General features: G+C 42.5%; 15 protein-coding genes. 12 read left to right on the forward strand and 3 right to left on the reverse strand.

Going from position 1 to position 13,570, the window contains the following annotated elements:
• The first annotated feature begins 3 nt into the window (after nt 1-3).
• The 5 genes from BLR65_RS04335 to BLR65_RS04355 all read left to right on the forward strand — a co-directional run bounded on the left by BLR65_RS04335 (nt 4) and on the right by BLR65_RS04355 (nt 4,910).
• The gene (locus BLR65_RS04335; RefSeq protein ID WP_169716888.1) at nt 4-2,025 is read left to right on the forward strand and encodes an AAA family ATPase; all 2,022 of its coding nucleotides are present in this window, start codon (nt 4-6) and stop codon (nt 2,023-2,025) included.
• Between the two features lie 33 nt (nt 2,026-2,058).
• Nucleotides 2,059-2,427: an IS66 family insertion sequence element accessory protein TnpA gene (gene tnpA, locus BLR65_RS04340; RefSeq protein ID WP_093792858.1), complete on the forward strand. Its 369-nt coding sequence runs from the start codon at nt 2,059-2,061 to the stop codon at nt 2,425-2,427.
• Nucleotides 2,421-2,777 (forward strand): IS66 family insertion sequence element accessory protein TnpB, encoded by a 357-nt coding sequence (gene tnpB, locus BLR65_RS04345; RefSeq protein WP_093792860.1) that lies wholly within the window; start codon nt 2,421-2,423, stop codon nt 2,775-2,777. The genes tnpA (BLR65_RS04340) and tnpB (BLR65_RS04345) overlap by 7 nt, the downstream gene beginning before the upstream one ends.
• A 44-nt stretch (nt 2,778-2,821) precedes the next feature.
• Nucleotides 2,822-4,405 (forward strand): IS66 family transposase, encoded by a 1,584-nt coding sequence (tnpC, locus tag BLR65_RS04350; protein WP_093792862.1) that lies wholly within the window; start codon nt 2,822-2,824, stop codon nt 4,403-4,405.
• Nucleotides 4,406-4,511: 106 nt separating this feature from the next.
• Nucleotides 4,512-4,910 carry a hypothetical protein gene (locus BLR65_RS04355; RefSeq protein WP_093792864.1) on the forward strand — a complete coding sequence of 133 codons (399 nt, stop codon included), beginning with the start codon at nt 4,512-4,514 and terminating at the stop codon, nt 4,908-4,910.
• Between the two features lie 297 nt (nt 4,911-5,207).
• On the opposite strand, the gene tnpC (BLR65_RS04360) is transcribed toward BLR65_RS04355, so the two are convergent.
• The 3 genes from tnpC (BLR65_RS04360) to tnpA (BLR65_RS04370) all read right to left on the reverse strand — a co-directional run bounded on the left by tnpC (BLR65_RS04360) (nt 5,208) and on the right by tnpA (BLR65_RS04370) (nt 7,606).
• Nucleotides 5,208-6,785 (reverse strand): IS66 family transposase, encoded by a 1,578-nt coding sequence (tnpC, locus tag BLR65_RS04360; RefSeq protein WP_093792866.1) that lies wholly within the window; start codon nt 6,783-6,785, stop codon nt 5,208-5,210.
• A gap of 97 nt (nt 6,786-6,882) precedes the next feature.
• On the reverse strand, nt 6,883-7,239 hold the full coding sequence (gene tnpB, locus BLR65_RS04365) for an IS66 family insertion sequence element accessory protein TnpB (RefSeq protein WP_093792868.1): 357 nt from the start codon (nt 7,237-7,239) through the stop codon (nt 6,883-6,885).
• Nucleotides 7,229-7,606, reverse strand: a complete 378-nt coding sequence (gene tnpA, locus BLR65_RS04370) for an IS66 family insertion sequence element accessory protein TnpA (protein ID WP_093792870.1) — start codon at nt 7,604-7,606, stop codon at nt 7,229-7,231. The genes tnpB (BLR65_RS04365) and tnpA (BLR65_RS04370) overlap by 11 nt, the downstream gene beginning before the upstream one ends.
• 146 nt (nt 7,607-7,752) lie before the next feature.
• On the opposite strand from tnpA (BLR65_RS04370), the gene tnpA (BLR65_RS04375) reads away from it, so the two are divergent.
• The 7 genes from tnpA (BLR65_RS04375) (at nt 7,753) to BLR65_RS04405 (ending at nt 13,568) form a co-directional block, all read left to right on the forward strand.
• Nucleotides 7,753-8,121, forward strand: a complete 369-nt coding sequence (gene tnpA, locus BLR65_RS04375) for an IS66 family insertion sequence element accessory protein TnpA (RefSeq protein WP_093792872.1) — start codon at nt 7,753-7,755, stop codon at nt 8,119-8,121.
• Entirely contained in the window at nt 8,111-8,470 is a 360-nt protein-coding gene (tnpB, locus tag BLR65_RS04380) for an IS66 family insertion sequence element accessory protein TnpB (RefSeq protein WP_093792874.1), read from the forward strand. Before tnpA (BLR65_RS04375) ends, tnpB (BLR65_RS04380) begins: the two co-directional genes overlap by 11 nt.
• A gap of 90 nt (nt 8,471-8,560) precedes the next feature.
• On the forward strand, nt 8,561-10,132 hold the full coding sequence (tnpC, locus tag BLR65_RS04385) for an IS66 family transposase (RefSeq protein WP_093792876.1): 1,572 nt from the start codon (nt 8,561-8,563) through the stop codon (nt 10,130-10,132).
• Nucleotides 10,133-10,263: 131 nt separating this feature from the next.
• A complete protein-coding gene (locus BLR65_RS04390; protein ID WP_093792878.1) occupies nt 10,264-10,800 on the forward strand; it encodes a S26 family signal peptidase in 537 nt (178 codons plus the stop codon).
• Between the two features lie 43 nt (nt 10,801-10,843).
• The gene (gene trbF / locus BLR65_RS04395; protein WP_169716889.1) at nt 10,844-11,560 is read left to right on the forward strand and encodes a conjugal transfer protein TrbF; all 717 of its coding nucleotides are present in this window, start codon (nt 10,844-10,846) and stop codon (nt 11,558-11,560) included.
• 3 nt (nt 11,561-11,563) lie between these two features.
• Nucleotides 11,564-12,376: a TrbG/VirB9 family P-type conjugative transfer protein gene (locus BLR65_RS04400; RefSeq protein WP_093792882.1), complete on the forward strand. Its 813-nt coding sequence runs from the start codon at nt 11,564-11,566 to the stop codon at nt 12,374-12,376.
• A 1-nt stretch (nt 12,377) separates the two neighbouring features.
• Nucleotides 12,378-13,568 carry a TraB/TrbI/VirB10 family type IV secretion system protein gene (locus BLR65_RS04405; protein ID WP_169716890.1) on the forward strand — a complete coding sequence of 397 codons (1,191 nt, stop codon included), beginning with the start codon at nt 12,378-12,380 and terminating at the stop codon, nt 13,566-13,568.
• Nucleotides 13,569-13,570 lie beyond the last annotated feature (2 nt).

Raw genomic sequence — 13,570 nt, forward strand, 5'->3', positions numbered from 1 at the left:
ATTTTGAAAAATATTAGACTAACTCGTTTATATTTAAAAAACTATAAACTATTTCAAGCTACAACGTTAGAATTTAGCGATGGGTTAAATATCTTTGATGGACCAAACGGCTATGGTAAAACAAGTATTTTTGACGCCATTGAATTTATTATTACAGGTACTATAAAACGTATTACTGAAAATTCATCAATAAATGGAGCGCTGAAATATGATGAGCTTTTTCTGGCAAATGATTCTTCAAAAGATGTAATTATAAAAGCGGAATTTACTATTAGTGATAAAACCAATTTGGAAAAAGATGAATCCAATTCGGAAAAAAAGGTAATAATTGCAAAGAAAGTATTAGCTGTTGGACATGAATCTGGTACTACAAATTATAATCCCAAAAAGTTAACAGACATTACGAATACATATTTACTTACGGATTTTGATATTGAAGAGTTTAATTCTAGTCAAATTATATCTAAGTCTGATTTAGAGAATTTCCAAAAAGAAATATTTGGAGATACTTCTCAAAATTTATTTTTTATGTTGTACTATGTCAAACAGGAAGATCGGTTAGATTTTTTTAAGAATACTGAAAAAGATAGAGTAAAATCAATAGATTCTCTTTTCCAGATAAAACAGGAACAAGAAAAATTGAAAAATATAAATGATGGAAAAAAGAATTTAAAAAATGTTATAGATAATCTTGACAATGAGATAAAGAGACTATCAGAAAATTTATCTAAGGATTTGGGCAATACTGCTGGACATCAATGTGATTACATAAAGTTGCTAGTTAAAGATGTCCCCTGGGATTTAGAAACTATAGAAATAAATAATCAGAAAGATTTGGAAAGTATTTTGCAGCAACTAAGAGCAATAAAGTCAATTGTAACTAATATTAAATTTTATAAAGAAGATATTAAAAACATTGCGTGCCAGAAGTTTCTAGACTTGAATGAAAATGTAAGGCATGCAGATTTACGAGCTTTCTGTTTATACAATGAGATAGCTGGTAATATGCCAATATATATAACAAAACAGAAAAATATGAAACTGCTTCAAGAACAAAAGCAGCTAGCTAATGAAGGAAAATTCAACGATGTAGATTTTGTAAAATTGTTTGAGATGTTACAGATTGATGATTCAGATAATATTATTCTGCATATAACACAATTAATTAAGGATTATAAAGAGAATAAGAATTCATCTGTAAGTGCACAGCAAACTCTTTCTGATATTATTAGGATTCGGCAACAGTTAATAGATAAATTTAAAACTGAAGAAGCTTTTTCATCTAATGGTGAATGCCCATATTGTGGCTTTGATTGGAAAGATGCAGAAGTTTTTGCTAAAAATGTTGAAATAACATCAGAAAGATTGTCGAAACTGGTCAACGGTTCAGAAAAGAGATGCCTGGATATCTTGGCAGAATTGAAAGATTTATTTGAAAAGCAGCTTTCTAATGCGTTGCAAAAAGAACTGGATACATTCAACTCAAATATATTGTTAGTTGAATTTAATCAAATTCATAATACAAGTAATTTACAAAAATATGAAAACGTGAAAAATTTATTAGAAAAAATTGGACTGGATACTACTTCTTATAAATTTAACGCCGATAACGCTAAAGAAGTTTATGAACGCATAGAAAAAGGCATAGGTAATAAGATTGTTTTATTACCAACAGAATATATTAATGAGAAGGAGACGCATAAATATTCGCAATTTGTTGAGTTGTTTTTTGATTCAATAAAGAATATTGAAGAAACTTTACCATTGAATATTGATAAAAAAATATCATACATACATTATAAATTTATCATTTCACAAAACGATTTGATGACAAAAATAAAAAAACTCACTGATTTTAAAAATCGTTTAGCAAGTGAGGTACATAAGGATTTAGATAATTATTTAAAGTTCTGGAAAAAATGCATATCAAAAGTAAGCGTCAAGCCGAGCCGCACATGTACAATCAAGACTTCCGATGCGAAAATAGATTCTGAGAGAATCAAATGGACACATATAGATTCTTAAAGAATCCCGGAAGATCGAAGGAGGTCTAGGTACTTGGTTCAAAAGCTTACGCACGAAGTTCGGCTCCAGCATTGGAAGCAAATTGTCACCGACTGCCGCAGCAGCGGGCAGTCCATTAAAGATTGGTGCGAAAAACATGAAATTAATATAAAAACCTATTACCATTGGCAAAAACTAGTCTATGAAGCGACTTGCCAAACATTTTGCACTCAGCCAGAAAAAGCACCGGAGGTAATTGGGGCTCCGCAAATTCCTGTTTTTGCGGAAGTAACACAACCTTTACGTCCCAAAGAAGTCATTGCACTCACCATCGAAAAAAACGGGCTCTTTATTCACATTTATGAGGGCGCTGCCAGTCAGACGATTGCGTCTGCTCTTTCGGCTCTGCGGCATTTATGCTAGGTAATATTTCTCGAGCCGAACATATTTACATCGCCTGCGGTTATACTGATATGCGAAAGTCGATTGATGGATTGGTAGGCATTGTTGAGCAAAGTTTTCACCTTGATCCTTTTTCCAACAGTCTGTTTCTTTTCTGTGGCAGGCGACGTGATCGGATGAAAGCACTTTTCTGGGAAAATAACGGCTTTGTTCTCTTATATAAGCGTCTGGAAAACGCCAGCTTCCAATGGCCGAAAACGCAAAGTCAAGTAAAAGAGCTTAGCGCGCAACAGTTTCGCTGGCTGATGGAAGGGCTTACAACTGAGCAGCCCAAAGCGCATAAAAAAGTCGATCCTCTGCAGATGACATAAGCATTTTTGTTGGGAAATTGGAAAAAGTATAGTATACTAGCTTTATGGAAAAAAGAGCGGAATTACCTGAAACAACAAAAGACGAAATCATTATGGTTTCTCGTGCTGAATATGAATCTCTGCAGAGCGAAAATAAGGAATTGGCGAAAAAGGTCAATTGGCTTATGGAACAAATGCGTCTCACACGGCAAAAGCAATTTGGCGCATCCAGTGAAAAAAGTAAGTACGACTGCATGGATTTATTCAATGAAGCGGAAGTTCTGGCAGATGAAAAAGAGCCAGAACCAAAACTTGCTGAAGTACAAAGCCATTATCGCAAAGCGGCAAAACAACGCAAAGATCGTCTGCCAGCAGATTTGCCAGTAGAAGTGGTGGAACATTTCTTAGAAGAGGATTCCTGTCCTGCATGCCAGGGAAAACTTCATATCATGGGCAAAGAAATTCGCCGGGAACTCAAACTTATTCCGGCACAAGCTACAATCGTAGAACATGTTTACCATACCTATGCCTGCCGAAACTGCGAGATTAATGCCTGCGAAGTTCCCATTGTCAAAACTCCAATGGAAAAACCGGTTATTGCGGGGAGCTTTGCTTCCGCTGAAGCGGTAGCTCATATTATGACACAGAAATTTGCATGCGGTCTTCCATTATATCGGCAAGAACAAGAATGGCACCGGATGGGGATCTACCTTTCGCGGCAGACGATGTCCAATTGGCTGCTGCGATGTAGCGAAGATTGGCTAGAACCGATATATCAGATAATGCATAAAGCACTTTGCCAAGAAGAAATTCTTCACGCTGACGAAACGGTTCTGCAAGTATTGCATGAACCTGGAAAATCGGCGCAAAGCAAAAGCTATATGTGGGTATATCGAACAAGCGGTGATGCCAAAATGCCAATTGTTTTATTCGAGTACCAGCCTGACCGAAAGGCAAAACGGCCTATGGAATTTCTGACAGATTTCCAAGGATATTTGCATACCGATGGATATGCAGGATATCAAAGTCTACCGGAAAAAATCATCACCGTTGGCTGTTGGGCTCATGCGAGGCGTAAGTTTGATGAAGCCTTAAAGAGTCTGCCGGAAAAAGACCGGGAAGGGTCAGGTGCATTAAAGGGCAAACGGTATTGTGATGAATTGTTTGCTATTGAAAAAAAACTCCTAGATTATACGGCAAAAGAACGCCAACAAAAACGGCAGGAACTGGCAAAACCAGTGCTTGACGGATTTTTGTCATACCTTCATGCCGCCAAAATATCTACCAAGAGCGGATTTGGCCGTGCAGTTCAATATACACTGAACCAATGGAAATATCTCGAACGCTATCTTTTGGATGGTCGACTTGAAATTAGCAACAACCGTGCGGAACGAAGTGTAAAACCGTTCGTAATCGACAGGAAGAACTTCTTGTTTGCCAATACGCCGCGTGGAGCTAAAGCAAGTGCAATTATTTTCAGTTTGATTGAAACGGCAAAGGAAAATGACTTAAATCCATATGCCTATTTAACCCACATCTTTAAACAAGCACCGAATCTTGATATTCACAGTAACCCAGATGTCCTATCAAGGCTATTACCTTCTGCGGCTCCAGATTTCTGCAAAGTCCCCAAAGCTGCTACTGATTAATTTCGGTAGCGGTTTTTTTTGTGCCTTTTGACGCTTACTATCAAAATATCAAGCACAAATTATATCGAAAATTGAGATTCCTTTTTATATCTATAGTGCACGTATATTGCAATCATACCAAGGCGGTCAGGGAATTTTTATCCGTCAAGCGCATGCATCAAAAGGTGAAGTGGATTCTATTAGATTTACGACTCCTGGACAGCAGCATGATGTCTTATATACAATGAGCTCTGGCCAACTTTCTGGTGTTTTATTGAGCTTTTCTCTTGCTTTAAATAAAATTTTTGCCCAAGATGGTTTGAATACTATTTTTATAGATGATCCGGTGCAATGTATGGATGATCTAAATATAGTTTCATTTGTTGAACTTTTAAGAAGCGAATTTGAAGATTCTCAATTATTGATTTCTACACATGAAAAATCCTTTGCGAGTTATATCTCATATAAGTATAAGAAGCACGGATTAGAGAGAAAAAGCATTAATTTAAAAGATCAGGCTAATTAGTCTATTTCGCCGGAGGGTATAGTCGGTTAGAATTTCAGATAAAGCAGAGTTAATTAATGAGAATAATAAAATGGGTTAGCCATTTTGCGGTACCACGGAAAAGACTTGCATCATTTGAGCGATGCAAGTCTTTTTTACTTTTCGTCAGAAAGATGGTAACCGTCAAACAAGACAGTGGATAGAATCGAAGAATCATTCGTGAGATAATTGCTCTAAATCAAAAAATAGAGTTTTTCGAGTAACTTGAAAGTAAGCGTCAGACAAGAAGGTGGCTAGAAAAAAACAAAACCGGCAATCTCATTTGCCGGTTTTACTAAGAGAGCATCTTTTCTGAATGTTCAGTTGCCATGGGAGATAGTCGTCTAAACTCTCGGGATATTGCCGAAAAGGAACACCAGGCAAATCTCCTAAAATATACTCTAAATAATGATGAGGAGATAATCCATTGGCCTTAGCTGTCTCTACCAGACTGTAAATGGCAGCACTAGCGGCTGCTCCCTTGGGACTGCCGCTAAATAACCAGTTTTTCCTCCCAATCGTAAATGGCCGAATGCTGTTTTCCGCCAGGTTATTAGAAATAGAGCAGTTTCCGTCTTTCAAATAGTTCATTAAACCTTCTTTGTACTTTAAGGCATATAGCAAGGCTTCACTGGTTTTGCTTTTGGGAGGTATGGTTTGTTTCGAGGATTCTGCCCACGACCAAAAGGCCTCTAAGAAGGGCATTTGCTTCGTTAGACGCTCTTTGTAGCGCTCATCTGCCGGTAAGTCGCGCAGTATTTTTTCCATTTCAAATAACTGGTTGCAAAATTGAATTCCATTTGCAGCCAATGTCGCTTCTGGCGACTGTACATCTTTGGGCAGAGCATCCACGAACTTTCTTCGTACATGGGCCCAGCAATAGCACCGGGTCATCTTCTCGACTTTGTCATACCCGGCATACGCATCGGTATGCAAATATCCTTGAAATCCTTTAAGAAACTTTTTCGGGTAATTGCCGCCACGGCCGGGCTGATACTCGAAAAGTCGAATAGGATACTCTCCATACTGACCAGTGCTGTAGACCCACATGTACGACTCTGTCGTATTTTTCCTTCCTTCTTCCTGTAAGACCTGGATGGGCGTCTCGTCGACATGCAGATATTTTTCTTTTAACAGTTCCTGGTGCAGTCGTTCAACAACTGGTAGCAGCCAATCTCGTGCGGCCACCATCATCCAGTTAGACATGGTAGCCCGACTTAAATTTACACCCAGCATCTTCCACTCGGCTTCCTGTCGGTATAAGGGAATGGCGTTGACAAACTTTTGATGCATAATCCAAGCTAGCGTGGATGGTGAAGCTAAAGAATGCAGAATGACCGGATCAGGAACCTCGGCTTTTTCCATATATGGTCTGTCGCTTTTCCGACAAGTCCGGCATTCCAGCGTCTCACGGTAATAGTCGATAACCCGGACCTGAGCCGGAATAAATTCCAGTTCAGACCGGACGAACTCTTCACCGACAGCCACCAGTTCGGTGCCGCAGGTTTCACAGGAGCGTTCCTCGTCAACTAGGTGATAGACCTTTTTCACATGTTCCAGATGTTTGATTTGATCTTTACGTTGGCCTTTGTAGCGTTTCTTGGCGAACTTGTCCGCCTCCTGCTTAAGGTCAGGCTCAACTAATTTGAGATCAGCCTCAGTCTCTGCTTCGTTGAACACCGGTGGTAACTCATCAAAAAGAGACACCTGTCCCTCAGAAAGGGAAGATGTCTTCTCAGATCGCTTACCAAAGAGCTGTTTCGTCAAATAGGCCACTGTATCATGCAGCCGTTTGTTTTCTGCTTCCAGCTCTGTAATTCGTTTTTCAAAAGCTTCCATCCGATCTAGAAACGTCATCTGGCAATTCCTTTGTACGATCTTTTTGCTATATCCATTATACCACAAAAACCGTTAAAAACCCAGGAATTGTAAGGGTTGTGGATGTTTTTTTCTATCATACCCAGGCCGAAGTATCCAGCTTTTGTACTGCCTTTGGCGGATCGATGCACAGACCTTCTAACAGCCAACGAAGCTGCTGTGGAGTAATGGCCCGAACTGCCTCAGCGCTATGTGGCCACTGAAAGCGGCCCTTTTCCAGGCGTTTATACAGCAGGACAAAACCGTCACCCTCCCACAGGAGAGCTTTCATGCGATCGCGCCGGCGGCCGCAGAATAAGAACAGGCTATTTTGAAAAGGATTTAGAGCCCAGTGCTGTTTAATGAGCATAACCAGCCCATCAATGGATTTTCGCATATCCGTATAGCCACAGGCAATATAGATTTGATTAGCTTGGGTAATGTCACCGAGCATAAGCAAGGGCCTTAACCGTATGGGCAATTAGTTCTGGCGATGCATCATTATGAAGTTCTATGATAGCCGAGCCTAGGCGAAGAATGAGAGGGGCAGGCGATCCGGCAGTAGTCGGAGCAGCCTGATTTGCTTCAAGTAAAGAACCGGGCAGCGTAACCGGAACAATGCTTGACTCACTACTTCCACTCTTCGGCAAAAATTCACAGGCTGCCATACGCACACAGCGCAGCCAATAGTAGTATTGCTTGGGATTTATGTTATTTTCAGCACACCAGGTAGCCACCGTCTGGCCACTGCTACGGCACTGGCTGACAATCTCGATCCACTGTTTCAGCCGGTATTGCCGCTTTACTTTTTGGATATCCAACTCTAAACCTCCTTTGGGAGTTTTTCGACTTTACTTTAAAAACTCCATATAGTTTTTTAGAGTTATTATCCCACGGCTTGTTTTAAGTTTCTATCCACTCTCTTATTGGACGCTTACACTTGAAAAACTTCTAAGGAGGTTTAGAGTTGAATACTAGAGAAGTCACTCGTCAATATCGTTTAAATCAATGGATAGAAATTATTCAGGAATGCCGCAGTAGTGGGCAAACAATCTCCTCATGGTGTGCTGCTCATAATATAAAGCTCCAAAGTTATTATTATTGGTTAAAAATTGTGCGTACGGCTGCCTGTGAGTCTCTTCCGGTTGTCGGTGAGAATACTCAGTCAATTGTACCAGTGAAAATATCATCATCTATTACCGCAGGTAGTCCTACAGTGCAAGAATCATCTTCCCACATCACCCTGCAGATGGGCTCCGTTACGCTTGCACTTCATAACGGAGCATCCACAGCCTTAATTGAAAATACTTTGAAGGCACTTAGCCTTGTTCGGTGATATCTCAAAAGCCGAGCAGATCTATATTGCTTGCGGCTATACCGACATGCGCAAATCTATTGACGGACTCATGATGATTGTAAAGCATACTTTCCAGTTAAACCCGTTTCAAAGTAGCTTGTTTTTGTTCTGTGGACGGCGACGCGACCGAATGAAGGCACTCTTTTGGGAAGAAGATGGCTTTGTTTTATTGTATAAACGTCTTGAAAGCGGAACATTTCAATGGCCTAAAAGTGCTGAATCTGTCCGTACCATTACCGATCAGCAGCTTCGCTGGCTTTTGGAAGGACTTTGCGTTGACCAGCCTAAAGCGGTACAAAAGATGGATACAAGTTCTTGGATAAAATGATGAAAAACACCGTGAAGCCTTATAAAACGTGGCTTTTGCGGTGTTTTTATGGTATAATAGATACATAAAATAACATTTAAGGAATTTGTTATGACAGTATCTGAACGAATGGCTACTTTCGAAAAACGCATAACGGAATTAGAGCAAGAGAATAAGCGGCTTCATAATACAATTGAGTATCTGACTCGTAAGCTCTTTGGTAAAAGTTCTGAAAAAACAGCTGTTCTTTCCTTAGGACAGGTATCTCTTTTTGAAGAGGAAGAATCTTTTTTTGATGAAGCAGAAAGCAAGGCCAACCCTGAAGTAGGAGAACCAGATCTAAGCAAAGAAGCGGATAACTACCGAAAAAAACGGTTTAAAGGTCAGCGGAAAGAACTTTTAAAAGATCTTGAACATGTTAAAAAGGTTTACCGACTTGCCGAAGAAGACCGAACTTGTGACACCTGCGGGGATGGACTGGTATCGGTAGGGGAAGAATTTGTCCGCTCCGAGTTAGAATTCATTCCGGCTCAAGTCAGAGTGATTGACTATTATCGCGAAACCATGGAATGTCGTACTTGCCGAAAAAATGATAATCCGTATATGGAAAAATCGCCAATTCCCGATCCAGTCATTTTGCATTCTATGGCATCGCCCTCTACTATCGCCTGGGTCATGCATCAAAAGTTCGTCAATGCCATTCCTTTGTACCGTCAGGAAAAAGAATGGCAGATGCTTGGAGTGAGCTTAAGCCGAGCAACAATGTCAAACTGGATTTTAGCTGCTGCACGAGATTGGCTTATTCCTCTAGTGGATTTACTTCATCAACAGATACTGCAGGAGAATTACTTGCATGTCGACGAAACTACGGTTTCAGTCATGCAGGAAGAAGGCCGCAAAAATACCACAGACTCGTACATGTGGGTATACAGCACTGGTCAATATGCCAAGCATTCCATTCGGATATTTGAGTATCAGCCTGGCAGAGGCGGCAGTTATCCCAAGAAATTCCTCAAAGGATTTGAAGGATATTTACACACCGATGCCTACGCTGGATACAACAAAGTGCCGAAGATTACCCGTTGTTTATGCTGGGCGCATGTTCGCAGGAAATTTGTTGATATTCTTCCTAAGGATACAAAGGCTCCAGAAGCTGCTATGGCAAGCCAAGGTATTGCTTTTTGCAATCAATTATTTGCAATCGAAAAGTCTCTTCACAATGTTTCGATTGATGAGCGTAAAGAAAAGCGTCTGAAGCAGGAAATTCCTATTTTAGAGGCCTTTTGGGCATGGGCAGATTCTCTTCGGCGGCAAGTGCCGCCAAAGTCAGCAATCGGTGAAGCACTAAATTATGTACAGAATCAAAAAGATGGCCTGATGAATTATTTAAAAGATGGGCACTGCTCCATTTCCAACAATCTAGCGGAAAACAGCATACGTCCCTTTACCATTGGCCGCAAAAACTGGCTGTTTAGCGGTAGTCCTAAAGGAGCTGCTGCAAGCGCTGCCGTATACAGTCTAATCGAAACTGCAAAAGCCAACGGGCTAAACCCGTATAGCTATTTAGAATTCCTTCTCCAGGATTTACCCGGACTTCCGTTTAGGCAATATCCTGAAATTCTAGAAGATTATCTTCCTTGGAATTCGCAGATTCAAACAAGATGCAAAAAGAACAAAACTTGATGATTCCTAGTATACATCAGGTTTTGTTCTTTTTTATCCACTTTCTTGTTTGACGCTTACGAAAGATGCAGGAAATGGGTGCGTTATCCTCCGCTGCTTTTTATTAAGCTGAAGCGGAAAGGAGGGTGCGCATGAAAAGAGTGTCCCGTAGAAAATGCGTTCTGACGCTTCTCTTCTGGCTGGTGATGGCATTACCGTTTTTATTTCGTCAGCAGATGCCGGGGCTGTTTATTCGCAATGATACGGAATCGATGCCACTGGGCTTCTACGTCATCTTACCGGACCGGCCCGTAAAGACAGGAGATATCGTTGCTTTTACGCCGCCACAGGAGCTTTGGCAGCTGGCCAACGATCGCGGCTGGACAAAGGGGGAACGGTACTGGCTAAAGGAAGTGGCCGCAGTTGAAGGCGATACGTACACCATTACCGATACCGGAATTTACATTGACGGCCGGTATGCCGGCACGGTTGTCGCTGTAGATCGGCAGGAAAAGCCTTTACCGCAACTGCGTGGGACTTTCCAAGTAAAGCCAGGCTATTTTCTGCCGCTGGCAACATACCGGCCCAGTTCTTTTGACGGCCGCTATTTCGGAGAACTGCCGCTCACCGCAATCCATAAGCATGTGTATCCTCTTTTCACAATGAAACTTATGGAGGTGTTTTATTGATGAAGAGTAAAAGAGCATGCCGGGGGCAGGGAGGGCGCAGTTCATGAAAATTAAGGAGTTTTTTTCCGAACCGAAACAGTATTCCAACAGCTCAACGCCCAAAACCCCGTTTGATCAGGCCAAAGAGGAATGGGACAGGCGGGAAGGACACATTGTTATTCAAAATTATAACTTGCGCCGCCTGTTGCTGATGTCGTGGCTTGTGCTCTTGGTCATTTCAGCCGGTTTGGTTATTCAGTCGTTAAAATCCAGCGTAGTTCCGTATGTCGTTGAGGTGGACAGTACAACAGGCGTAGTGAAGAATGCCGGACTGGCCGAAGCGAAAGAATATACGCCGCAGGCAGCAGAAATGAAGTACTTTCTTTCACAGTTTATTCGAAATGTCCGCTCTCTCCCGCTTGATCCAGTCGTCTATAAGAAAAACATTGAATCGGCATACGGTTTTTTGACTAAGCAGGCGGCAAACAAAATGAACGTGCAGTTGCAAAACGAAAATCCGCTAGAGCATTTCGGGAAAGAAACCGTGCAAATTAAAATCGGAAGTATGCTGGAAATGAGCGATGGCAGCTCGTCCTATCAGATCCGTTGGACGGAAGACCATTATGATATTGCTTCAGGGAAAAAGACAAGTATTCCGATGAGCGGTATTTTTACGATCCGTTTGCAACCGCCGAAACAGCAAAAAGAACTGGAAATTAATCCTCTGGGCATTTTTATTGCTGACTTTAATTGGACCAAAGAAAGCGTGAAGGGAGAATAAGGAATGAAGCATAAAATCAGCCGGCTTATTTTGGTTTTTAGCTTGGTATTGTCCTTACAAAATGTGATGTCGCGTGCCCACGCGGCAACAATAGAAATTCCCCCGGCGCCTCCCCTGTTTTCGTATGGGGAGTTTTATGATGCCGCCGATACAAAGGACAAAACCAAAAAGATATTTTCCTATAATCCGGAAAGCGTCTACACCGTCTATTGCCGTCCCGGTTACCTGACGGATATTGATATTCACACCGGTGACAAGTTGATATACATTGCTGCAGGCGATACAGCGCAGTGGATGGTGGATTCCAATACGGCGCAAGACACGCCGCATATCTATGTCAAGCCGCTCGCAGCGGAGGCCAGGACCAATTTGATTGTCAATACGGACCGGCACCGGTATCATCTGCTGCTGGTAGCGACCGACTGGTATAACCCCATCATCACCTGGGAGTATAGCACAGAGGAAGAAATTGCCCGTTATGAAGCCGATAACCGTGCGCAAAAGAGACAACCGGTCATTCGAAATTTTACGTCGCATTATACGGTGCGGGCAGAAGATAAAGCGACGCCTGCATGGCTGCCGCGTGAAGTATGGGATGATGGCAAAAACACGTACATTCGTCTTGGTGATACCCGCAAAGGTCTTCCGATTCTGTTTGCAGTCAAAGAGAAAGGCCGGACTGCTCCGGTGCAATATAAGCACGAAAGTGACTACTTTGTTGTAAGCGGCGTTTTAGATCATGCGCGCCTTCAAAGCGCCCAAGGCGAAAAAGTGGAGATTGTACGGCAGAAAAACCAGGAAGGCGGTGCATCCTGATATGCTGGACCAACTACAGGAAGGAATAAAACAATTGCGAGCGCGGTTGAAACGGGAGACATCGACCGGGGCAGCAGCTACAAAAGAGGTGGAGGTAACCACAAAAGCGGAAACCACTCAAAGCCGTACCGTTAATAAAAAGAAAGTGTACCTTCTCTGCATTTTGCTGCTGGTTTCGTTTATTGGCTCTTTCTTTATTTTCTCCAAAGATGCTGCAAAACCCAAGAAGAGGACGATTGAAACCGCGGACACAAAGCTTGCCGCACCGCAATTGTCCGATGATTACGGTGATCTTTCGCGATTGGCGCAAAAAGATACAAAACCAAAAACAATCACCGGCAAAGAGACTGTTGTTGCCAACCGGCAGCAGCCGTCACCGGGCATAGAAAGGGAAGCGCAGGCGCGGACGGTATATCAGACTTACAATCCGGGAATTAAGCCGACTTTACCGGAGGAGATGCATTCTCCACGTGAAACGGAAAATCGGAATGCAGCGGAAAGAGCACAGGCTTTACAGGAAAAAATATGGAGTTCGGCGATTGCCTTTACTATCAAGAAAGATGGCCAGGATAGCAGTGCAGCCGCACAGAGTACGAATTCCTATCAAGCTGCCCGGGAGAATACACTTTCACCGGGAACTATGCTGCCGGCTATGCTGATCAGCGGCATTAATTCCGATAATGGCGGACAAGTCACGGCGCAGCTTACCGCTGATGTCTATGATTCCCTTTATGGCGATACGCTGCTCATTCCTATGGGAGCGCGGCTTGTCGGCACCTATGAAGGGGGAGCGAAGCTCGGCGAGTCCCGCGTGAATATCAAGTGGAGCCGTATCCTGTTTCCGAACGGCGATTCGTATCAAATGGGTGAAACCCTCGTAACGGCCGGGATGGACGGCTTTCCGGGAATTTTAGGAAAAGTGGATACGCATGGAGATCAGGTTGTTTCAGCCGGATTGGTCACAACAGCGCTTGGTGCTCTCGGTTCGATTGCCGCCGGTAATACATCGAGCGGGGATAGTTACAGCACTTCGAATATGGCCGCGCAAGGAGCTGCCACCAATTTGCTCAATACGGCAGGTAAGCTGATGGATCAAAAAATGAGCCGTATGCCAACGATTACCGTTGAACCCGGAACCACCTTTTTCTTGCGTGTCGCCGATATCTTGCCGCTTCGTCCGTACGAAGGCTAAGG

The sequence above is a fragment of the Sporomusa acidovorans genome (assembly GCF_900101845.1).
Lineage (GTDB): Bacteria > Bacillota > Negativicutes > Sporomusales > Sporomusaceae > Sporomusa > Sporomusa acidovorans.

What these genes read in the sequence shown, in the direction of transcription:
- tnpB (WP_093792860.1), top strand. Translation starts at nt 2,421, where the DNA reads ATGCTAGGTAATATTTCTCGAGCCGAACATATTTACATCGCCTGCGGT.
- tnpC (WP_093792862.1), top strand. Translation starts at nt 2,822, where the DNA reads ATGGAAAAAAGAGCGGAATTACCTGAAACAACAAAAGACGAAATCATT.
- tnpC (WP_093792866.1), bottom strand. Translation starts at nt 6,785, where the DNA reads ATGACGTTTCTAGATCGGATGGAAGCTTTTGAAAAACGAATTACAGAG.
- tnpB (WP_093792868.1), bottom strand. Translation starts at nt 7,239, where the DNA reads ATGCTCGGTGACATTACCCAAGCTAATCAAATCTATATTGCCTGTGGC.
- tnpC (WP_093792876.1), top strand. Translation starts at nt 8,561, where the DNA reads ATGACAGTATCTGAACGAATGGCTACTTTCGAAAAACGCATAACGGAA.
- BLR65_RS04390 (WP_093792878.1), top strand. Translation starts at nt 10,264, where the DNA reads ATGAAAAGAGTGTCCCGTAGAAAATGCGTTCTGACGCTTCTCTTCTGG.
- trbF (WP_169716889.1), top strand. Translation starts at nt 10,844, where the DNA reads ATGAAAATTAAGGAGTTTTTTTCCGAACCGAAACAGTATTCCAACAGC.
- BLR65_RS04400 (WP_093792882.1), top strand. Translation starts at nt 11,564, where the DNA reads ATGAAGCATAAAATCAGCCGGCTTATTTTGGTTTTTAGCTTGGTATTG.
- BLR65_RS04405 (WP_169716890.1), top strand. Translation starts at nt 12,378, where the DNA reads ATGCTGGACCAACTACAGGAAGGAATAAAACAATTGCGAGCGCGGTTG.